Origin of the sequence: Lysinibacillus parviboronicapiens, assembly GCF_003049575.1 — a bacterium.
GTDB lineage: Bacteria > Bacillota > Bacilli > Bacillales_A > Planococcaceae > Lysinibacillus > Lysinibacillus parviboronicapiens.
Genome location: NZ_PYWI01000003.1, coordinates 161637 through 183315, shown reverse-complemented (window position 1 = coordinate 183315; position 21679 = coordinate 161637). Strand labels below are relative to the sequence as shown.

Sequence of the window (21679 nt, the reverse complement as noted above, 5' to 3'; positions counted from 1 at the left end):
AGGAGAAAATAGTGTTGAAGCAATTTTAGCGTTGCAACCAGATTTAATACTAACAGCATCTGGTGAACCAGAAGATTACGAAAAATTTTCGAAAATTGCTCCAACGATTGTGATTCCATACGAAACATATCGTTCAGTTGAAGAAGAAGTGGTAGGGCTTGCTGAGATTTTTGGAAAACAAGCTGAAGGAGAAGCTTGGTTAAAAATGTTTGAAGAAAAAGTAAATGAGCATACAGAAAGATTAGCAACTGTTATGGATGAAAACGAAACAGTTTCTATCTTTGGCGCATTTGGCAAGGATTTTTTTATACGGTGACGGTATTTATCGTGGTGGGCAAGCAATTTATAAAAAATTGCAATTGCAAGCACCAGAGCGTATTCAAAAGGAATTAATTGATGCTGGTGAAACATATAAACAAGTGTCTTATGAAGTGTTACCCGAATATGCGGGAGACTATATTTTCCTAGATGAATCGAAGGGTGCTGAGTTAAACAAAGAAGATGCTTTATGGTTATCGCTAGATGCAGTAAAAAATAACAATGTCTTCTATTTAAATCCGGAAAGATTTTGGCCATATGATCCGATTGCTGTTCTTGCACAAGTAGAAGAAGTGACAACTATGTTGATTGATAAGAAAACTAGTGAAAAATAAGATACGCGGTAAGTACAAAATCTCCTATTAAATAAGAAATGAAATGAGGTATTTAGTATGTCGGAAGAACTGTATGATGTAACAATTGTCGGTGGAGGTCCAGCTGGACTTTATACTGCTTTTTATAGTGGCATGCGTGATTTGAAAACAAAAGTGATAGAATACAGCTCGCAACTAGGTGGTCGAATGTTAATTTATCCTGAAAAAATGATTTGGGATGTGGGTGGTGTAACACCTATATTAGGTGAACAACTAATCGAGCAATTGGTGCAACAAGCTAAAACATTTGACCCTACGATTGTGTTAAACCAAAAGGTTGAAAACTTAGAAAAGCAAGCGGATGGTACATTTATTTTGACGTCGTCAACTGGCGAGAAACATTATTCAAAGACAGTGATTCTAGCAGTTGGTTATGGTGTTCTAGCTATGCAAAAATTAGAGGTTGAAGGTGCGGATCGTTTTGAAGTAACGAATTTACATTATACGGTGCAAGAGTTAGAGGTCTTCCGTAACAAACATGTGCTAATTTCTGGTGGTGGTAATTCAGCCGTTGATTGGGCAAATGAGTTAGAGCGAATTGCAGCAAGTGTAACAATTGTCCATCGCCGCGATGAGTTTGGTGGGCATGAAAAAAATGTCTTAAGAATGCGTGAATCCACAGTAGATGTTAGAACACCCTATGAAGTGGTCCAGTTACATGGTGATGAAGACCTAATCAAATATGTCTCTATCCAGCATAAAGAAACAGGCGTAACGGAGCGTATTAAAGTAGATGCAGTAGTCGTTAATCATGGATTAAAATGTGATTATGGAGCACTAGAAAAATGGGGCATAAACATACAAGACGGAGTTGCCATTGTAAATGAAAAGCGTGAAACAAATATTGAAGGTCTTTTTGGAGCGGGTGATTTTATAGATCATCCTAGTAAAGTAAGGTTAATAGCTGGGGCTTTTACTGACGGCGTATTAGCATTAAATAGTGCAAAACTTTATCTAGAGCCGGATGCACCGAAAGTTGCGTATGTTTCGTCGCATAACATTCGTTTTAAGGAACGTAATAAAAAAATAGGTTTAGAAGATCATGATTATCGCGAAGTTCGCGGGTAAGTATTAGATTGAAATTTAAAACAATATTTATAGCAATTTTCTTTCTTGATAAAAATAAATTATTTATGTTATACTTCTAAAGTATGTAACGTGTACATATGTAGCCGACATATTCGGGCTATGTAAGGTACAGTTCGATAATACTCTGTTCCAGATGGTTCAGGGCGAGAGGAGAAAACGAATATGAAACAAGGAATTCATCCAGACTACAAAGAAGCAACAGTAACTTGCTCTTGTGGTAACACTTTCAAAACTGGTTCAGTGAAAGAAAACATCGTTGTCGAGTTCTGCAACGACTGTCACCCATTCTACACTGGCCGTCAAAAATTCGCGTCTGCTGATGGTCGCGTGGATCGTTTCAACAAAAAATACGGTCTTAAAAACTAATGTTAGTTTAATACCTGCCAAGCATGTGCTTGGCAGGTATTTTTTTCAGTATATAGTGAATGTATCAGGTCATTTTGTTCCATTGCTGACGCTTCGCTTACACACAACAATATCTGGCATCCGGATTTTAATAGTGTTTAAGCTGCATAACGGCATAAGAGCCAACACGATGACGTTTTTTTATGCCGAAGGACGTGGCATTTTACTAAGAACAGATTAATTTTTAGCAAAGCCGCTAACCCCATGGGAATTAAAGTGAGAACCCATGATCGATAGAGGAAAGGGAGAAAACAAAATGGCACAGTTATACTTTAAGCATGGCGCGATGAATAGTGGTAAATCAATTGAGATACTGAAAGTTGCGCATAACTATGAGGAACAACAAAAGCCAGTGATGATATTTACATCAGGGCTCGATACGCGAGATGAGGTAGGATATGTCTCAAGTCGAGTGGGACTACGACAACAAGCCATCCCTGTCTATGATGATACAAATATTTATGAACTTGTGAAAAACAATGTAGTGAAACCATACTGTGTACTTGTCGACGAAGTACAATTTTTAAAAAAAGCGCATGTGCTACAATTAGCGAATATTGTGGATGAGCTGGATATTCCAGTGATGGGCTTTGGTTTGAAAAATGATTTTCAAAATGAGCTGTTTGAAGGCAGTCAGTATATGCTTACATATGCAGATAAAATCGAAGAGATGAAAACGATTTGTTGGTTCTGTCATAAAAAAGCGACTATGAATTTACGGGTTGATGAAAATGGGCATCCTGTCTACACAGGTGACCAAATTCAAATTGGAGGGAATGATTCCTACTTTCCTGTATGTCGCAAATGCCACGCGCATCCCTCACTATAAAGAAAGCGCGAAAATGCCAATCATCCAGTTCGGCGCATCGCTACAGCAACAAGTGCAATACAAAAAGTGTAGCGACAAATGTGAGCCTAACTTCGTAGTTATCGATTGTGGCGGCTTTAAAGAAAGTAAAGCTTTAACCATATAAGAAAAAGTAGCATACATGTGAAATTTTCCTTATACTTAGTAATGGAATGAATGAAAATTATGATACTTCAATTACAGTGGTATTTGTCGTCTGAATGATAACAGAGCTTAGCTTCATATTAAGAGCTGACACAATGTTAGTCATTTCGATAATGCCACAAGATGTGGTCCATTTTGTCTAAGTTCCCTTCATTCGGTAGGCGTTCGCCGTTCGCTGAATAAAGGTTGAAATTTTGTATTTATGTCACCAGTATCGGTGACTACTGCTGATTAAAGCTAAAAAACTAAATAGAGGTGAAATCTATGTTTGATCGACTGCAAGCTGTAGAGGATCGCTATGAAAGGCTGAATGAACTTTTAAGTGACCCTGATATCGTGAATGACAGTAAAAAATTACGTGAATATTCGAAAGAACAGTCTGATATTCAGGAAACAGTAGATGCTTATCGTGAATATAAAGAAGTAAAAGCGCAATTATCAGATGCGCGTGAAATGTTAGATAGTGAAAAAGATCCTGACATGCACGAGATGGTAAAAGAAGAGTTCAATTCATTAAAAGAACAGCAAGAGGAATTAGAAGAACGCTTACGTGTATTATTGATTCCGAAAGATCCGAATGATAATAAAAACGTTATTATGGAGATTCGTGGTGCAGCTGGTGGTGACGAGGCGAATATTTTTGCGGGGGATTTATACCGTATGTATTCTCGTTATGCTGAAGCACAGGGCTGGAAAATCGATATTATGGAAGCGACGCCAAACCCAATGGGCGGCTATAAAGAAGTTATTTTTATGATTAATGGGCAAGGTGCTTATTCAAAATTCAAATTTGAAAATGGTGCACACCGTGTACAACGTGTGCCAGCGACAGAATCACAAGGCCGTATTCATACATCAACAGCGACAGTTGCGTGCTTACCTGAGGTAGAGGAAGTAGATGTTGAAATTCATGAAAAAGATATCCGTGTTGATACATTTGCATCTTCTGGTGCTGGTGGTCAATCAGTAAATACAACGATGTCAGCTGTTCGTATGACACATTTACCAACAGGTGTTGTCGTTTCGATGCAGGATGAACGCTCTCAAATTAAAAACCGTGAAAAGGCAATGAAAATTCTTCGCGCCCGTGTAGCTGATATGTATTTGCAAGAAGCACAAAAAGAAGTCGATGCAACACGTAAATCAGCAGTTGGTTCGGGTGACCGCTCCGAGCGTATACGCACATACAATTATCCACAAAACCGCGTGACAGACCACCGCATTGGTTTAACGATTCAAAAGCTTGATCAAATCGTCGAGGGTAGACTGGACGAAATCATTGATGCACTTATTTTAGAAGAGCAGGCATCGAAGCTTGAGCGATTAAACGATGATCTATAAAAATGTGATGGAGGCCCTTGATTGGGCTTCTTCTTTTTTAGTGGATAATGGGCGTGAAGAAACAGCTGCACGAATTGTGATGCAACATATTTTAGGCTCTACGTATGCAGGTGTCATGCTTCACTTGCAGGATACGTTAAGTGTGGAGCAAAGTAAACAATTTGTAGCGCTAATTGAGGAGCATGCTAACGGACGTCCTGTTCAATATTGTGTCGGTAGCGAGGAATTTTATGGTCGTACCTTTTTAGTGGATGAATCGGTGCTTATTCCTAGACCGGAAACTGAGGAGTTAGTACTCGGGACTGTAAATCGTATTAATAAATTATTTCATGATAAATCGTTGAAATTAGCAGATATCGGTACTGGTAGTGGTGCTATAGCTATTTCTATGAAGCTAGAATGTCCTGAAGTAGTAGTAGTAGCAACAGATTTATCGGAGGAAGCACTAGCAACAGCAAAAAAGAATGCCCAAATGTTAGCGGCGGATGTAGATTTTCGACTTGGGGATTTAACGATGCCACTTGCAGAAGAGAAATTTGATATTGTACTATCGAATCCTCCGTATATAGCATTTGATGAAGCGCAGGAAATGTCAACGATAGTTTTAGAGCATGAACCGCACAGCGCACTCTTTGCTGAAGAAGATGGGTTGATATTGTATCGTAAATTAGCTGAACAATTACCGGCACTTATGAACAAACCATCGCTAATTGGTCTTGAAATTGGTTATACACAGGGGGATCAGGTGGCAAAGTTTTTTAAGGATAGTTTTCCACAGGCTACTGTGACTGTGGAAAAAGATATTAATGGAAAACCTAGAATGATTTTTTGTGAAATTCATGTATAAAGAATCTCCTTCTTGACAACAATGTTGAGCAAGGAGGGATTTTTATGTTAAACGAATACAAGATTATTAGATTACCTAAACAAAATATTTTACTAGCTTTTGTGAGACTAGTATTAATGGCGATAGTTTTAGAATTATGTGCTTTATATATTCCAACATTAATAGGTGCTGCACAGGAAACTACGAACAGTGAGCAAGAAAACGATTTTCGTATAAGAGTGATTGCGAATAGTAATACGGCTAGCGATCAATTAGCAAAAGAGCAACTTGTGAAAGATTTAAAACCTTATTTTAATCAAGTAGTTGCTACTAATACTGTGGATAGCGAACAATTTGTAACATTAAAACAGCAAATTGAAGAAGAAATAAAAGAAAATTATCCACAAGTGCGTACAGAGGTTGTACTTGGGGATAACTTATTCCCACCAAAGAGACAAGATGCTATGTTTTATCCACAAAAAATGTACCATTCTATCGTCGTGAAAATAGGTGATGCACGCGGTGATAACTGGTGGTGTAGCATATTTCCATCCATTTGTGAACCCGAAAAAGAGGAAGTAGTGGAAGAAGAACAGGAACAGACTACGTTCTTTATTTGGGAATGGATTAAAGGTTTATTCGAATAAATTGTGCACAAATTCAGATAACTTATACACAATTTTTAGTAAGTTATAAACAAAATGTGGATAAATTCAGTAAAAACAAACAATTGAAAGAAGGTATTCGCGATGGAAACCGTTTGTAAGATTGTGGACAGTAATGTGAATAGTCAGTTAAATTATACACAGGCTGTGGATATCTTAAATGCAGGTGAGGTTGTGGCATTTCCCACTGAAACGGTTTATGGTTTAGGTGCTGTTGCAACAAATGATTATGCAGTAAAAAAAATCTTTGAAGCAAAAGGTCGCCCTTCAGATAACCCACTCATTGTCCACATTGGGACAAAAGAAGAAGTTGAGCTTTATATAGAAAATATTCCAGAAGTTGCAATGAAATGCATGGATTTATTTTGGCCAGGCCCACTTACACTCGTCATGCCGGTAAAGCCAAATGTACTGGCGAAAAGCGTGACAGCAGGACTGAACACTGTCGGAATTCGTATGCCAGATCATCCTGTGGCATTAGCATTGCTCCACCATATTAAAAAACCACTCGCTGCTCCGAGTGCAAATCGTAGTGGAAAGCCAAGTCCAACTGAAGCGATTCATGTAAAGGATGATTTACAAGGTTATATACCTTATATCTTAGACGGAGGTTCTACAGGCATTGGTCTTGAATCGACTGTACTTGATGTAACACATGAACCACCGGTCATATTACGTCCTGGCGGTATTACGAAGGAAATGCTTGAGGAAGCAATTGGTCCTGTAATCCAGCCGACAACAATAGAACAGCATATGGAATCTACACCGAAAGCACCTGGTATGAAATATACGCATTATGCTCCAAATGCACCTGTATACTTAATTCATTGTGATAAAAAGAAAGTGGAACAGGCTATACAGCAACTTCATTCACAAGGGCATAAAGTTGCACTATTAGCACCAGAAAGTTTTGTTAATATTTCAGTAGATTATTATTTTTCTATTGGTGTAGCTGCTAATAAGGAAGAGATGGGTGCGGCGTTGTACCATGCCTTACGTGCTTGTGACAAAACACAAGCTACATTGATATTAGCAACGACAACATCTACTGAAGGTGTAGGTGCAGCCATTATGAATAGACTTGAAAAAGCTGCTGGTGGAAAGTGGTATATAACATAAAATATTCAACTCATCTATTTTACAATAATAAAATAGCTGGGTTTTTTCATTTACTAATAGATTTTATAAATGTATGGGAAAAACTATGATAATACTGTATTTTCTAGCATAAAATGATAAAATATTAGGTAGCGAGGGAGTGCGTTCTTGCAGGGAATTCTTGCAGGTATTTTAACGTCTGTTGATGTAATTGGTTTATACGTATTAATACCAAATATTAGATATCGATTATTATTATCTGTGTGGACGGCGGCATTGCATATGCTTTTCCCATTGTTAGGATTTGAATTAGGGAATTATTTAGTACGTTTCTTGTTAGAGTGGGGACAATGGATTTCAAGTATTTTATTGTTTTGTATTGGCCTGCATTTACTATTATTCTCACATAAAAATGAAAAAATAACGATTTCACCGGTCCTTTTAGCTGTGACTGCCAGCCTAGACACCTTTTCAGTAAGTGTTTCTTTTGGTATGCTCAATTTAGAGAAAACCATTTTTATCATTAGTGCTGGCATAAGTGCTCTTATTTGTTCTTATGGGGCTTTAGTTATAGCGCGAAGGAGTCAGGTGTTTTTTGGAAAAAATATTCAAATTATTGCGGGAATTGTTTTTATCATAATGAGTATGCTAGCTATCCAGCAATAAATTGACTAGTGGGAGGGTGATAGGTGTGAATATACTATTTGTATGTACAGGAAATACTTGTCGCAGTCCAATGGCAGAGGTAATTTTAAAGCATAAGCAAATGAATAATGTTGAGGTTCGTTCCGCGGGTATTTATGCTATGCCTAATGCTGAAATGTCAGCACATGCGCAGCAAATATTAGCTGAAGCGAATATGACACATCAACATTTAGCCACGCAATTATCAGAAACTGAAATGGACTGGGCGGATTTAATTTTAACAATGACAACAGCTCATAGAGATACAGTCATTGCAAATTTTCCTTATGCAGAAGGAAAGGTCTTTACACTAAAAGAATATACGAGTATAGGTAGTTTAGAAAATGTTGTAGATCCGTATGGTGGCAATAAAGCAATATATGAAGAAACATTTACCGAATTAAATAAATTGGTAGATAACTTAGTAAAAAAACTTGAAAAGAATTGAGGAGCGCTATGAAAAAACAGTTTGGTTTACGCATTAAACTAGTATTATTTGTCAGCATTCTTGCACTAATCACATATAGTATCAGTTTTATATTCATTGAATTTGTACAACCTACCTTCTTCCCAGAAATTAATCGTAAACTGTTTCAAGTGTTTACTTATACATTAGGGATCACTTGGTCAGGTATCCTAGCAGCAATATTCAGTGTCATTTTAATCAAACCGTTACAACAACTTGAGTATTCGGCGTCTCGTGTAGCACAAGGCAAAATTGGACAGGATGTAAAAATGCCAAGAACAAATGATGAGATTCACTCAGTGGCAGAGGCATTCCAACAAATGGTGTTAAATTTACGACAAATGGTGGAAAGTATCGATCAAAACTTCCAACAAACAAACCAATCGATTATCCAGCTCTCCGACGAAGCTGAGGTTGCAACAAAAAAAGCGGAAGGTATCGCATCAACTGTCAAGCATATTTCCTCTGGAGCAGAGGCATCAGCAACGGCAGTACAGGATACTGCTGAGGCAATTGAGGATGTCCGAGCACTTGCAACAGAAGTGAATAGCAGAGCGGAACAGTCAGCAACGCAAACAAAAGAGATTTTACATAATTTAACGACAACAACGAAAGCTATTGAAACATTGGTCAATAGTATTCAGCAAATTGCGGCTGGTAACAATGAGGCATTGGTAAGTATTCGCGCGCTAGAAGATAATGCAGTGCAAGTTGAGCGTATTATTGGCTTAGTTGGCGACATCGCTTCACAAACAAATTTATTAGCGTTAAATGCATCCATTGAAGCAGCGCGTGCCGGAGAGCATGGAAAAGGCTTTGCAGTAGTCGCTGAAGAGGTTCGTGGGTTGGCAGATGAAAGCGCAAAAGCTGTGCAGGGAATAACATCACTTATCCAAACCATGCAACAAAACGTTGAGGTTGTCGTAAAGCAAATGAACCAACAGGTAGCCTTCGCAACAAAAGAGGCTGCACGCGTATCAGAGACAACGACAGCGGTAGAGGGTATGTCCTCGAGTGTACACGAGATGGCGACATCAATTGTGGAAATTTCTTCATTAATAGAACAACAAATGCGCAATATTGAAACAACTGCTAGACAATCACAAGAAGTAGCAGCAATTGCTCAAGAAACATCGGCGGGTGCACAAGAAGTTCGCAGTGCCGCAGAGGAGCAAGCATATGCAATCGAGCAAGTGGAGCAACTTGCACAAGGTTTGAAAAAACAATCCGAAGAACTGCATAAAATGATCCAACAATTTGATAGACAGGCATAGTTTAAAAATCGAATTCATTAGTTTCGCTAATGAATTCGATTTTTTTTGTCGTCAGGAGCTTTTACAACATTTTATAATTGTTGATAAAATATTGAAATAGTTTGTCCACGGTAACTGAAAAAGTAGAAAAACTTCAGAAGGTGGAATATTACAACAAAAGACCATAAACCGAATTTATTAACATGATATTCACATTATCCACAAATAAATTGACTTAAAAATGAACGATTTTTTATATAATAACAAGAAATGTTCGTCTTTCAGGGGAAATCAGCATAAAAATGCAAGAAAAATCGTGTTATTATTGAGAGAGAAGTGGTAAACTAGTGTTGACTATAATTCGAAATGAGGGAACCCAGTGAGAATAGCAATTTCTTCTGATCACGGAGGCAATAACTTACGTCGTGAGATTATGCAACTGTTAGATGAGCTAAATATTAGCTACGAAGATTTTGGTCCACAATCTGCGGATTCAGTAGACTATCCTGATTATGCAAAGCCAGTTTCTGACGGTGTTGCGAACGGGGAATTTGATAAAGGTATTTTAATTTGTGGCACAGGCATTGGCATGTCGATCGCAGCAAACAAAGTAAAAGGAATTCGTTGTGCGTTAGTACATGATGTATTTAGTGCAAAGGCAACACGCTGCCATAATGATTCGAACATTTTAGCGATGGGGGAACGTGTTATTGGTCCTGGCCTAGCACGTGAAATCGCAAGAACTTGGCTTGAAACTGATTTTGAAGGCGGTCGTCATACCCGTCGCGTAGAAAAAATTGCTGAATTAGAACAATGAGAAAATAGTATTTATGCCGTAAACAGAAGACTTTTACTGATGAAAGATGGTCAGAGCATCTTCAAAGTACGAGGCGTAAATACTTAGACATCTAAATAAGGGGCTGAGCTTAGTGGTTGTACAGCAGATACAAACGCAATTGACTCAGTTACTCAGTGAATTCGAAGAGCAGGTAACCTTACGACCAAATACTATTTTGGTCGTAGGCTGCTCTACGTCTGAGGTGATTGGTCAGAAAATTGGCACAGCAGGCGCGCTTGAAACCGCAGAGGCAATTTTTGAGCCGTTGCAGGCATTTGCAAAGAAACATCAATTGCATTTAGCGTTCCAAGGCTGTGAACATATTAATCGTGCTCTAACGATGGAAGCAGCAATAGCCGAGCAATTTGGCTATGAGCCAGTAGCTGTTGTACCTGTTCGAACAGCAGGTGGATCGATGTCAGCCTATGCGTATACACAATTTGTAAAGCCTGTTGTCATAGAGACAGTGCATGCGAATGCAGGTATCGACATTGGTCAAACATTAATTGGCATGCATTTGAAGGCAGTAGCTGTTCCAGTTCGTACATCTGTCCGCATGGTAGGACAAGCTGTTGTCACAGTTGCAACAACACGTCCGAAGTTAATAGGCGGCGAGCGTGCTGTATATATGTAAGACTACTTCTCTTTTAGAAGTACATTAAAATAACCATTATACTTAGGAGGCTTTTTCAAACATGGCATTCGAAAAATTAGCAGTACAAGACAAAGCAGTATTAGATGGGATTTTAGCAGAAAAAAAACGTCAACAGGCGAATATTGAGTTAATCGCATCAGAAAACTTTGTATCTGAAGCAGTTATGGAAGCTCAAGGTTCAGTTCTTACAAATAAATATGCTGAAGGCTATCCTGGTAAACGCTACTATGGTGGCTGTGAACACGTAGACGTCGTAGAAGATATCGCACGTGACCGTGTAAAAGAAATTTTCGGAGCAGAGTATGCAAACGTACAACCACACTCTGGTGCACAAGCAAATATGGCTGTATACCATACAATTTTACAACCTGGTGATACAGTTCTTGGCATGAACTTATCTCATGGTGGTCACCTAACGCACGGTTCACCTGTAAACTTCTCTGGTGTGCTTTATAACTTTGTGGAATACGGTGTAACAAACGATACACAGGTCATCGACTATGAAGATGTACGTCAAAAAGCATTAGAACATAAACCGAAACTAATTGTTGCAGGTGCATCTGCATACCCACGTGAAATTGACTTCTCTAAATTCCGTGAAATCGCTGATGAAATTGGCGCTTATTTCATGGTAGATATGGCACATATTGCAGGTCTTGTAGCTGCTGGTGAACATCAATCACCAGTACCATATGCTGATTTTGTTACTTCTACAACACATAAAACATTACGTGGTCCACGTGGAGGATTGATTCTTGCTTCTAAAGAATGGGAACAAAAGTTAAATAAATCTGTTTTCCCAGGTATCCAAGGTGGTCCATTAATGCACGTAATCGCGGCAAAAGCTGTAGCATTCGGCGAAGTATTACAACCAGAGTTCAAAGACTATGCAAAACAGATTAAAGCAAATGCGAAAGCTTTAGCTGAAGTGTTAATGGCAGAAGGTGTTGAAATCGTTTCTGGTGGAACAGATAACCACTTATTACTACTTAACGTAAAATCTCTTGGCTTAACTGGTAAAGTGGCAGAGCATGCGCTAGATGAAGTAGGTATCACAACAAACAAAAATACAATCCCTTACGATACAGAATCTCCATTCGTTACTTCTGGTATCCGTATCGGTACACCTGCTGTTACTTCTCGTGGCTTTAAAGAAGAAGACATGAAAGAAGTAGGTGCAATCATCGCTAAAGTACTTAAAAATCCAGAAGATGAAGTAGTGCAAGCAGAAGCGAAGGATCGTGTAAAAGCATTAACTGACAAACATCCTTTATATGTATAATTATTAAATATGAACAAGGCTGTACCTAAAGTGAATTAATTCACCTCGGGTACAGCCTTTCTTTTTTAGAAAATCAGGTTAAAACTGTAAGGAGTATATTATTTTCTATCAATAAAGAAAAATAATCTTATTTTTGCTTTTTTTTACATAAATTAAATAAGAAGGTATATATTATAGTGGGTGAAGGACAGATAATGTCCTAAAAGAGAAGATTTTTTTATAAAAGTGACAAATTATTGAATTTTTATGTACAATATAAATGAGAAGATGGTTAATGTGTTGCAGACGGGAGGGGTTGGATGATTGCTAAATCAATGGACATACAAAATAATAGTTTATTAACTACTATTCGTAAATTAGGTGTTAACGCTAATGAAAGCTACGTTATATTTGATGTGAAAAATAATTTTAGCATCATAGAATGTAATGATTTATTTTGTAAGCTTACGAATTCTACAAGTTCACAAATACTCAATAAAGATTATTTTTCGATGCTTGCTAAAGAACAAATGTCAACGATTGAAATGATTAAGGAAAAAGTACATAACGGAGCAATGGTGCAAGCAAAACTACACCATAATTGCTTTGGAAAGCCACCTTTTTGGTCAGAAATACAGGCACTTCCTTTTCAAAATAATAAAGGTGAAACATTATTTGTTTTACTACTTGTGAAGGATGTTACGTATCATCAGACAGAAGATTTTTTAAATTGTCTGGAAAAAGCAATGTATGAGGCGATTGAAAAGGATAATCCGTTTGATAAAAAAATGAATATTGTCTGTAGGGCTATAAATAAATTTTTCGTGCCCTATGTGAACAGCATGATACTTATAAAAACGGAAGCAAATCAATTTCAAATTTACACGGCTAGTGGTAACGGAAGTCAATTATCTGAGGTAAGTGAGTTCAATGAATTTTACCATAGAGCAATGCAGGAAGAGACGTTTTTCTTTGTTGAAAATCTTGAAGAAATTGATATACCACAAGAACATAAAAAATTTGCTTATTCATTTAATAAGCAATCAGGCTGGTTTGTTCCAATTCGCAATCAACAACGACAAGTGATAGGTTTATTTGCAATATTCCATAGCCAGTATCCTAGTGATCGTAACTTCTATGTGAAGATGTTTCAAAAAATTGAGTCTCTTGTAGCACTAGCACATACCTATGCGAAAACGCAAAAAAGAATATGGGATTTAGCCTATATGGATATCACTACTGGATTGCCCAATCGTCATAGCTTTGTAAATAGCATCGAAAAAGAGAAAGAGCGAAGACAACATGGTTTTATAAAAATATTAAAGCCAAGTGAATTTCATCAAGTTGTAGAGTTATATGGGCGTGAGGCAGGGGATGAGCTATTAAGACAAATTGCAAAAAGGCTCAATGACAATAAACATGAATATAATGAATATATCGCACGATTTACGAGTTCTAGTCTCATTATTTCATATATGACTTCCTATGAAGATTTGACGCATTATGATAGACGGATAAAAGAATTAATACGTCAGCCATTTACGATAAGTGGAAAACAAATATATATTACATTAAAAACAGGAATTGCTTCATTCGATAAGAATATTAAAATTGCTGATGCCATTCGCTTTGCGGATAACGCCTTATCCTATGCGGCCAATAAACCTGGTACCCATATGGAAGTGTTTACAAAGGAACGAAATGATGTATTAGAGCAACAAATGCTCGTTTTGAATCATTTATCGCATGCACTCAAGAACAAAGAGATTTCGGTGAATCTCCAACCTAAAGTAGATTTACGGACTGGAGAAATTCAAAGTATTGAAGCACTTGCTCGTTGGATTTCTCCGACGCTTGGTTTTGTATCACCTACTGCGTTTATTCCAGTTGCGGAGAATGCGGGAAAGGTGAGAGAAATTGATACGCAAATATTAGAACAGGTTCTTGCATGGCTAGCTAATCGACAGCAATTGGGGAAAAAGCTGGTGAAAGTTGCAGTCAATATATCACCTGATCATTTCTACTATCCCCTGTTCGTGAAAGATGTATTGAAATTAGTCCAAAAATACAATATCGAGCCAAGTTATATTATATTAGAAGTAACTGAAAATATTGGCTTAGTAGATTTCCAAACAGCACTAGCTATTATACAAGAACTTAAAAGTTATGGTTTTAATACGTCAGTGGATGACTTTGGCACAGGCTTTTCTTCCTTGAGCTATTTGCAACGACTGCCATTTACTGAATTGAAAATTGACCGAAGTTTTATTAACGATATTAATGATGCAGCTACTCTCGCTATTGTTCGTTCAATTATTCAGCTGGCTTTAAATTTGGGGATGACATCCGTAGCTGAAGGTATAGAAAACGAGGAGCAGGTTGAAATATTACGTGCGCTCGGTTGTACGGTAGGGCAAGGTTACTTCTATTATAAACCGATGTCGTTTGAGCGTCTTGATGCCATACTTGATGTATAAATCGCTTTTACATGTAGCAAACATTCTAGAAAAGGAGTCATCTTGAATTTAATTTTGAGGCGACTCCTTTTTTCTGTTATACTAGTTGAGATAAAATGAAACTTAAATCGATGGGGTATTCCATCGACTATTAGTTGAATAAATCGGGTACTTACAGATGCTTAATCCCACTGAAACGTCTTGCTTAGACTTCATTTTGAGGTGGTGTTTTAGCACCCGTTAGTACGGGATAAAAATGAAATCCGAACGGTTAGGAGAGAACCCCTTTGAGCAAAGTATACGTATTTGATCATCCACTAATCCAACATAAGTTAACTTATATTCGTGATAAGAAGACAGGAACAAAAGAATTCCGTGAGCTGGTAGACGAGGTCGCAACATTAATGGCATTTGAAATCACACGTGATATGCCAATTGAAGAGATTGAAATTGAGACACCAGTAACAATTGCAAAAACAAAAGTTCTTTCTGGGAAAAAGATTGCTATCGTACCAATTCTACGTGCAGGTATCGGCATGGTAGACGGCGTTTTAAAGCTAATTCCAGCAGCAAAAGTTGGTCATATTGGTCTATATCGTGACCCAGAAACTTTAAAACCTGTTGAGTACTATGCAAAACTCCCAGCAGATGTAGAAGAACGTGATTTCATCATTGTAGACCCAATGCTTGCAACAGGTGGTTCAGCAGTAGAGGCGATCAACTCACTGAAAAAACGTGGTGCGAAAAGCATTAAATTCATGTGCTTAATTGCGGCGCCTGAGGGTGTAAAAGTTATTCAAGAAGAGCATCCAGATGTAGACATCTATATTGCTGCACTTGATGAAAAGTTAGATGACCATGGCTATATTGTACCTGGCTTAGGAGATGCAGGGGACCGTCTATTCGGTACAAAATAATAAGTAATGCTCAAACGCATCGTTAGGTTTGACTTGAAAGCAACTTAATAACTCTTGAAACGTCCTTCTTTATTGAAGGACGTTTCATAGTATCTTTGGCAATTACACCACCACACAAGGCTGGAGGTATAGCGGTAATTGCACTGGTACAATATAACAAAGGACGGTGCACATCGTTTTGATGAAAAAATGGAAAGTGATGACGATATTCGGTACGAGACCAGAGGCGATTAAAATGGCTCCGCTCGTATTGGAATTACAAAAGCATCCTGAGCAAGTGGAATCGATTGTGACAGTGACTGCACAACATCGCCAAATGCTCGATCAAGTATTGGAAACATTTAAAATTACACCAGACTATGATTTAAATATTATGAAGGATCGTCAAACTTTAATTGACGTGACAACGAATGCTTTACAAGGCTTAGACAAAGTCATGAAGGAATCCAAACCTGATATCGTATTAGTACATGGTGATACAGCAACAACTTTTATTGCGAGTCTAGCCGCTTTTTATAATCAAATTGCAATTGGTCATGTGGAAGCAGGTCTTCGCACATGGAATAAATATTCACCTTATCCAGAAGAGATGAATCGTCAGTTGACGGGCGTTATGGCTGACCTTCACTTCGCGCCAACGGAAGTATCAAAGAAAAATCTTTTGGATGAAAACAAAAATCAAGACACTATTTTTGTGACGGGTAACACGGCTATTGATGCATTAGCAACAACAGTAAGTGAGCACTATACGCATCCTGTATTAGATAAAATAGGTAATGATCGTATGATCTTATTGACAGCGCATAGACGTGAAAATTTAGGGGAACCCATGCGCCATATGTTCCGAGCAATTACTCGTATTTTATCGGAGCATGAGGATGTACAGGTTGTCTATCCTGTGCATATGAACCCAGCAGTTCGAGAGATTGCTAATGAAATTTTAGGAGACAATAAGCGAGTGCATTTAATTGAACCACTCGAAGTATTTGACTTCCATAACTTTGCGGCAAACTCATACATGATTCTAACTGATTCAGGTGGCGTTCAAGAGGAAGCGCCGTCACTTGGTAAGCCAGTACTAGTCCTACGCGATACAACGGAGCGTCCAGAAGGAATTGCAGCAGGAACGCTGAAGCTAGCAGGAACAGATGAGGAAACAATTTATTCACTTGCAAAGCAATTATTAGAAGATACAAATGCATATGAAGCTATGGCAAAAGCATCAAATCCTTATGGAGATGGACATGCTTCAGAACGAATAGTAAAAGCTCTCTTGGAATTTTTGCATAAAAGCCAATAATATACTATTTCTGAAATAAAAAATAAGTCAAATGTACCTATTGTTACTATGAAGCTAATTTACGAACGAAATTCTGTCGTAAATTAGCTTTTTTATGCATAGATGTGAAAAATATTTCACAGTATATGATATTTCATACACAAATTTGTCAACAATTTGACAAGAGTATAGTGGCTGTGAAGTTTTTCTCCTTTACTAATTGACTTCAAATATCACCTATTGTATGCTTACAAAGGGTAAGAATGATAAGGGTTTCTAATCGTTAATAGACGTTGAAACACTTGTTATATCAAGTTTCTACTAAATTGACAGTTAAAATAAACACTGTCGATTTGCAACGTTTTGTGCGTTTCGGTTTAACACCGAGTAAGTAAGGGGTGTAAGGCATTATTAGGAATTTACACCTGTAATTTCATGATAACGCTCCCATTACTATTCCGCTGTGAGTAGTGTTTTTCACTGCTCTTTTCTGATTTCACAAAGTGGTCAGCAAACGTTTTCTTTACTCGAAAAAATGATTCAGGAGACTACAAACCAATGCTAGATTTGCATCACATTTTTGCTGTGCAGAAGAGAGCGTTATTTTTTTTGCTCGCACTTTGCGCATTAGGCTGGGGCTTGACGTCCTATCAATCTGTTTTTGCGGGCATCGCAATCGGTGCATTTTTTGGTACGTATAATTTTTGGATTTTGGTTCGCCGTATGGAGAAGTTTGATCGTTCCATTAGTGAAGGGAAGAAAATAGGCTCGCTTGGTTCAGCGCTTCGCTTCGGATCAGGTGTGGCGGCAGTCGCTATAGCCATTTCGTTGCCAAACTATTTTCACTTAATTAGCACGGTCATAGGGCTAATGATTCCGTACGTTTTTCTCTTTGTCGAGAGAATTGTATCTCATGTAAGGAACCACTAATGTGCTTTATTAGAAAGAGAGGTGAAAAATAACAATGAATCATGAAGCTCCGTTATGGACACCAGTCAGTTTCTTAACTTTTAACTTATCAACAGTTATGATGTTACTAGTTGCCGCAACAATCGTATTCTTAATCGCTTTTTTTGCAACTAGAAGCTTAAAATTGAAACCAACTGGTATGCAAAACTTTATGGAATGGATTATGGATTTCGTAAAGAATATCATTAAAAGCAACATGGACTGGAAAACTGGTGGACGTTTTCATATTTTAGGTATCACACTTATTATGTTTATCGCAGTATCTAACTTAGTAGGTCTTCCGTTCTCTATCGTTTATGGACACACACTTTGGTGGAAATCACCAACAGCTGACCCAACTGTTACTATGACACTTGCAGCAATGATTTTAGTATTAACGCAATACTATGGTATCAAAATGAAGGGGACAGGCCATTATGTTGGTACATTCTTCAAACCGATGTCATTCATGTTCCCACTTAAAATCATTGAAGAATTTGCAAACACATTAACATTAGGTCTGCGTCTTTACGGTAACATTTATGCAGGTGAAATTTTACTTGCGTTAATCGCCGGACTAGCAACATCTGGGTTTGTCGGTGCAATCGGTGCAATCGTACCAATGATGGCATGGCAAGGTTTCTCTATTTTCATTGGCTTAATCCAAGCCTTTATCTTCACAATGTTAACAATGGTTTACATGGCTCATAAAGTGAGCGATGACCATTAATATAAAGCATAAATTTTATGCTTAAAACAAAAAAACATACAATTCCAAGGAGGAAATTTTCAAATGGGTTTATTAGCAGCAGCAATCGCAATCGGTTTAGGTGCACTTGGTGCAGGTATCGGTAACGGTCTTATCGTATCAAAAACAGTAGAAGGTATCGCTCGCCAACCAGAAGCACGTGGCGTTCTTCAAACAACAATGTTCATCGGGGTTGCATTAGTTGAAGCCCTTCCGATCATCGCAGTAGTAGTAGCATTCATCGTAATGAACAAATAATTCAGTTGTTTACTGAATTTTAGTAGTGGCGAAGCAGGATTCTCCAGATGAAACTTCGCCCTTCATTTTGGAACTGATTAAAGCTATGTGCAAATATAGCTTTTTAAAATAGGTAAGTTTTCGAAACAAATTATTATGTTGAAGTCAAAGCTCTTGAAGGGAGTGAAACAATCGTGTTTTTAGATAATCTTGTACTTGGTGCAGGCGTTGGTTTTAACGGCGGTGACATCATTGCTACATTAGTGATTTTCATAGTATTAATGCTTCTACTTAAAAAGTTCGCTTGGGGTCCACTTATGGGCATCATGCAACAACGTGAAGAATTAGTAGCTAGTGAAATCGAAGCAGCTGAAAAAGCGCGCAAAGATTCTCACAAATTTTTAGAAGAACAAAAGAGCCTTCTTAAAGAAGCTCGCACAGAAGCACAATCGATTGTTGAGGGCGCTAAGAAGCAAGGCGAAATGCAAAAAGAAGAAATTCTTACTGTAGCTCGCAATGAAGCTAACCGCTTAAAAGAATCGGCTTTACGTGAAATCGAGTCTGAAAAAGAAAAAGCTATTGCAGCAGTACGTGATGAAGTCGTTTCATTATCTGTACTTGCAGCATCTAAAGTCCTTAGCAAAGAGATTTCTGAGGCAGACAACCGTGCTCTTATAGAAGAGACGATTGCGAAGGCAGGGGAAGCTCAATGAGTAATTCAACTGTAGCAAAACGTTATGCTCAAGCGCTTTTTGAACTAGCGCAGCAAAAAAATATTCTTGCAGAAGTTGGAACAGATTTAAGTGAACTTACAAAAGTTGTAAAAGAATCTCCGGATTTCTTAACGCTTTTAAGCGCACCTAAGTTCTCGATTGAACGTAAGAAACAAATGGTAGCTGAAATCTTTGCTGCTGCAACACCTGAGTTTGTACACACAATTCAACTACTTGTTGAGAAAAAACGTGTAAACGAAGTGAAACTTATTGCTGATGCATATGCTGAACTTGCCTCACAAGCACAAGGTTCTGCAGACGCAACTGTATTCTCTACTCGTGAACTTTCTGGTGAAGAAAGCGCTAAAATTTCTGCAACGTTTGCAAAACTTGTTGGAAAACAATCATTAAACATTACAAACGAAATCGATCCTTCATTATTAGGTGGTATTCGTGTTCAAATCGGTAACCATATTTATGATAGCTCAGTAGCGAACAAGCTTGAGCGTCTAAAACGTGAATTAATCGGTTAATAATTTAGAAATGTGAGAGGTGACATACATGGGCATCAAGGCTGAAGAAATCAGCAGTCTGATTAAACAACAGATTGAGAATTATGAATCTGAACTTAAAGTAAGCGAAGTTGGTACAGTTATCCGTATTGGTGACGGTATCGCTCTTGCTCATGGCCTCGACAACGCCATGGCTGGGGAACTTTTAGAGTTCTCTAACGGTGTTATGGGTATGGCTCAAAACCTAGAAGAAGGTAACGTTGGTATCGTTATCTTAGGTCCATACACAGACATCAAAGAAGGCGATGAAGTTCGTCGTACAGGTCGTATTATGGAAGTACCAGTTGGTGAAGAACTAATTGGCCGTGTTGTAAACCCACTTGGTCAACCAGTGGATGGACAAGGTCCTATCAACACTACAAAATCTCGTCCAATCGAAAGTCCAGCTTTCGGTGTAATGGCTCGTAAATCAGTACATGAACCATTACAAACTGGTATCAAAGCGATTGACGCTTTAGTACCAATCGGTCGTGGACAACGTGAGTTAATCATTGGTGACCGTCAAGTTGGTAAAACATCTGTAGCAATCGATACAATCTTAAACCAAACTGGTGAAAACATGATTTGTATCTATGTTGCAATCGGTCAAAAAGAATCAACTGTACGTGGTGTAGTTGAAACTTTACGTAAACACGGTGCATTAGATTACACAATCGTTGTAACTGCAGCTGCATCTCAACCAGCTCCATTACTATACTTAGCACCATTTGCTGGTGTTTCTATGGCAGAAGAATTCATGTTACAAGGTAAGCACGTATTAATCGTGTATGATGATCTTTCTAAACAGGCATCAGCTTACCGTGAACTTTCGCTTCTTCTACGCCGTCCTCCAGGTCGTGAAGCTTATCCTGGTGACGTATTCTACTTACACAGCCGCTTACTTGAACGTGCTGCAAAGTTAAATGAAACTTACAACTGTGGTTCTATCACAGCTCTTCCATTCGTAGAGACGCAAGCTGGGGATATCTCTGCATACATCCCAACAAACGTAATCTCAATTACTGATGGTCAAATCTTCTTACAATCTGACTTATTCAACTCAGGTGTACGTCCAGCGATTAACGCCGGTCTTTCTGTATCACGTGTAGGTGGATCAGCTCAAATTAAAGCAATGAAAAAAGTTGCGGGTACACTACGTCTTGACTTAGCTGCATTCCGTGAGCTTGAATCATTTGCTCAATTCGGTTCAGATTTAGATAAAATCACACTTGCTAAACTTGAGCGTGGTAAACGTACGGTTGAAGTGCTTAAACAAGACCTAAACAAACCACTTAAAGTTGAAAAACAAGTTGCGATCCTTTATGCATTAACTAAAGGTCATTTAGATGATATTCCAGTACAAGATATCGTTCGTTTCGAAAACGAATTCTTAAGCTGGTTAGATTCAAACCACACTAACGTTTTAGATCATGTTCGTACTACAAAAGAACTTGCATCAGACGCTGAGTATGAAGCAGCATTAACTGCATTCAAAAAAACTTTCGCTAAATCTGAATAAGCTCGAGATAGTCACTTGACTAAAAA

At 38.1% G+C, this 21679-nt stretch carries 24 protein-coding genes; all 24 read left to right on the top strand.

Annotated features, from left to right (window positions below; all coding sequences use genetic code 11):
• The first annotated feature begins 31 nt into the window (after window positions 1–31).
• The 24 genes from C9J35_RS24060 to atpA all read left to right on the top strand — a co-directional run bounded on the left by C9J35_RS24060 (window position 32) and on the right by atpA (window position 21653).
• Entirely contained in the window at window positions 32–316 is a 285-nt protein-coding gene (locus C9J35_RS24060; RefSeq protein WP_235616200.1) for an ABC transporter substrate-binding protein, read from the top strand.
• Window positions 258–653: a TroA family protein gene (locus C9J35_RS24055; RefSeq protein WP_235616199.1), complete on the top strand. Its 396-nt coding sequence runs from the start codon at window positions 258–260 to the stop codon at window positions 651–653. The genes C9J35_RS24060 and C9J35_RS24055 overlap by 59 nt, the downstream gene beginning before the upstream one ends.
• 57 nt (window positions 654–710) lie before the next feature.
• Window positions 711–1760 (top strand): NAD(P)/FAD-dependent oxidoreductase, encoded by a 1050-nt coding sequence (locus C9J35_RS05130; RefSeq protein WP_107923672.1) that lies wholly within the window; start codon window positions 711–713, stop codon window positions 1758–1760.
• A gap of 183 nt (window positions 1761–1943) precedes the next feature.
• Window positions 1944–2147: a 50S ribosomal protein L31 gene (rpmE, locus tag C9J35_RS05125; protein WP_010857976.1), complete on the top strand. Its 204-nt coding sequence runs from the start codon at window positions 1944–1946 to the stop codon at window positions 2145–2147.
• A gap of 295 nt (window positions 2148–2442) precedes the next feature.
• Window positions 2443–3015: a thymidine kinase gene (locus tag C9J35_RS05120; RefSeq protein ID WP_107923671.1), complete on the top strand. Its 573-nt coding sequence runs from the start codon at window positions 2443–2445 to the stop codon at window positions 3013–3015.
• A gap of 447 nt (window positions 3016–3462) precedes the next feature.
• A complete protein-coding gene (prfA, locus tag C9J35_RS05115) occupies window positions 3463–4539 on the top strand; it encodes a peptide chain release factor 1 (protein WP_054767372.1) in 1077 nt (358 codons plus the stop codon).
• The gene (gene prmC / locus C9J35_RS05110) at window positions 4529–5386 is read left to right on the top strand and encodes a peptide chain release factor N(5)-glutamine methyltransferase (RefSeq protein WP_107923670.1); all 858 of its coding nucleotides are present in this window, start codon (window positions 4529–4531) and stop codon (window positions 5384–5386) included. The genes prfA and prmC overlap by 11 nt, the downstream gene beginning before the upstream one ends.
• A gap of 44 nt (window positions 5387–5430) precedes the next feature.
• Complete coding sequence (locus C9J35_RS05105; RefSeq protein WP_107923669.1) at window positions 5431–6012, top strand: stage II sporulation protein R; 582 nt, start codon at window positions 5431–5433, stop codon at window positions 6010–6012.
• Between the two features lie 102 nt (window positions 6013–6114).
• Window positions 6115–7149, top strand: coding sequence for an L-threonylcarbamoyladenylate synthase (locus C9J35_RS05100; protein ID WP_107923668.1), 1035 nt, complete (start codon window positions 6115–6117; stop codon window positions 7147–7149).
• A 147-nt stretch (window positions 7150–7296) separates the two neighbouring features.
• A complete protein-coding gene (locus C9J35_RS05095) occupies window positions 7297–7794 on the top strand; it encodes a manganese efflux pump MntP (RefSeq protein WP_107923667.1) in 498 nt (165 codons plus the stop codon).
• 25 nt (window positions 7795–7819) lie between these two features.
• Window positions 7820–8260: a low molecular weight protein arginine phosphatase gene (locus C9J35_RS05090; protein ID WP_107923666.1), complete on the top strand. Its 441-nt coding sequence runs from the start codon at window positions 7820–7822 to the stop codon at window positions 8258–8260.
• An 8-nt stretch (window positions 8261–8268) separates the two neighbouring features.
• Window positions 8269–9552: a methyl-accepting chemotaxis protein gene (locus tag C9J35_RS05085; protein WP_107923665.1), complete on the top strand. Its 1284-nt coding sequence runs from the start codon at window positions 8269–8271 to the stop codon at window positions 9550–9552.
• Between the two features lie 358 nt (window positions 9553–9910).
• Window positions 9911–10348 (top strand): ribose 5-phosphate isomerase B, encoded by a 438-nt coding sequence (gene rpiB, locus C9J35_RS05080; protein ID WP_107923664.1) that lies wholly within the window; start codon window positions 9911–9913, stop codon window positions 10346–10348.
• A 112-nt stretch (window positions 10349–10460) separates the two neighbouring features.
• Window positions 10461–11003: a TIGR01440 family protein gene (locus C9J35_RS05075; RefSeq protein WP_054767374.1), complete on the top strand. Its 543-nt coding sequence runs from the start codon at window positions 10461–10463 to the stop codon at window positions 11001–11003.
• Window positions 11004–11064: 61 nt separating this feature from the next.
• Window positions 11065–12306 (top strand): serine hydroxymethyltransferase, encoded by a 1242-nt coding sequence (gene glyA / locus C9J35_RS05070; RefSeq protein WP_054767375.1) that lies wholly within the window; start codon window positions 11065–11067, stop codon window positions 12304–12306.
• 299 nt (window positions 12307–12605) lie between these two features.
• Window positions 12606–14762: an EAL domain-containing protein gene (locus C9J35_RS05065; protein ID WP_107923663.1), complete on the top strand. Its 2157-nt coding sequence runs from the start codon at window positions 12606–12608 to the stop codon at window positions 14760–14762.
• A 266-nt stretch (window positions 14763–15028) separates the two neighbouring features.
• Window positions 15029–15658 carry a uracil phosphoribosyltransferase gene (upp, locus tag C9J35_RS05060; protein WP_107923662.1) on the top strand — a complete coding sequence of 210 codons (630 nt, stop codon included), beginning with the start codon at window positions 15029–15031 and terminating at the stop codon, window positions 15656–15658.
• Between the two features lie 178 nt (window positions 15659–15836).
• Window positions 15837–16958 carry a non-hydrolyzing UDP-N-acetylglucosamine 2-epimerase gene (gene wecB, locus C9J35_RS05055; RefSeq protein ID WP_107923661.1) on the top strand — a complete coding sequence of 374 codons (1122 nt, stop codon included), beginning with the start codon at window positions 15837–15839 and terminating at the stop codon, window positions 16956–16958.
• Between the two features lie 537 nt (window positions 16959–17495).
• Window positions 17496–17867: an ATP synthase subunit I gene (locus tag C9J35_RS05050; RefSeq protein ID WP_107923660.1), complete on the top strand. Its 372-nt coding sequence runs from the start codon at window positions 17496–17498 to the stop codon at window positions 17865–17867.
• 34 nt (window positions 17868–17901) lie between these two features.
• The gene (gene atpB / locus C9J35_RS05045) at window positions 17902–18615 is read left to right on the top strand and encodes a F0F1 ATP synthase subunit A (RefSeq protein ID WP_054767377.1); all 714 of its coding nucleotides are present in this window, start codon (window positions 17902–17904) and stop codon (window positions 18613–18615) included.
• Between the two features lie 63 nt (window positions 18616–18678).
• On the top strand, window positions 18679–18891 hold the full coding sequence (atpE, locus tag C9J35_RS05040; protein WP_010857993.1) for a F0F1 ATP synthase subunit C: 213 nt from the start codon (window positions 18679–18681) through the stop codon (window positions 18889–18891).
• 173 nt (window positions 18892–19064) lie between these two features.
• Complete coding sequence (atpF, locus tag C9J35_RS05035; RefSeq protein ID WP_054767378.1) at window positions 19065–19583, top strand: F0F1 ATP synthase subunit B; 519 nt, start codon at window positions 19065–19067, stop codon at window positions 19581–19583.
• Window positions 19580–20116, top strand: coding sequence for a F0F1 ATP synthase subunit delta (locus C9J35_RS05030; protein ID WP_107923659.1), 537 nt, complete (start codon window positions 19580–19582; stop codon window positions 20114–20116). The genes atpF and C9J35_RS05030 overlap by 4 nt, the downstream gene beginning before the upstream one ends.
• Window positions 20117–20144: 28 nt before the next feature.
• A complete protein-coding gene (gene atpA / locus C9J35_RS05025; protein ID WP_107923658.1) occupies window positions 20145–21653 on the top strand; it encodes a F0F1 ATP synthase subunit alpha in 1509 nt (502 codons plus the stop codon).
• Window positions 21654–21679: the final 26 nt, after the last annotated feature.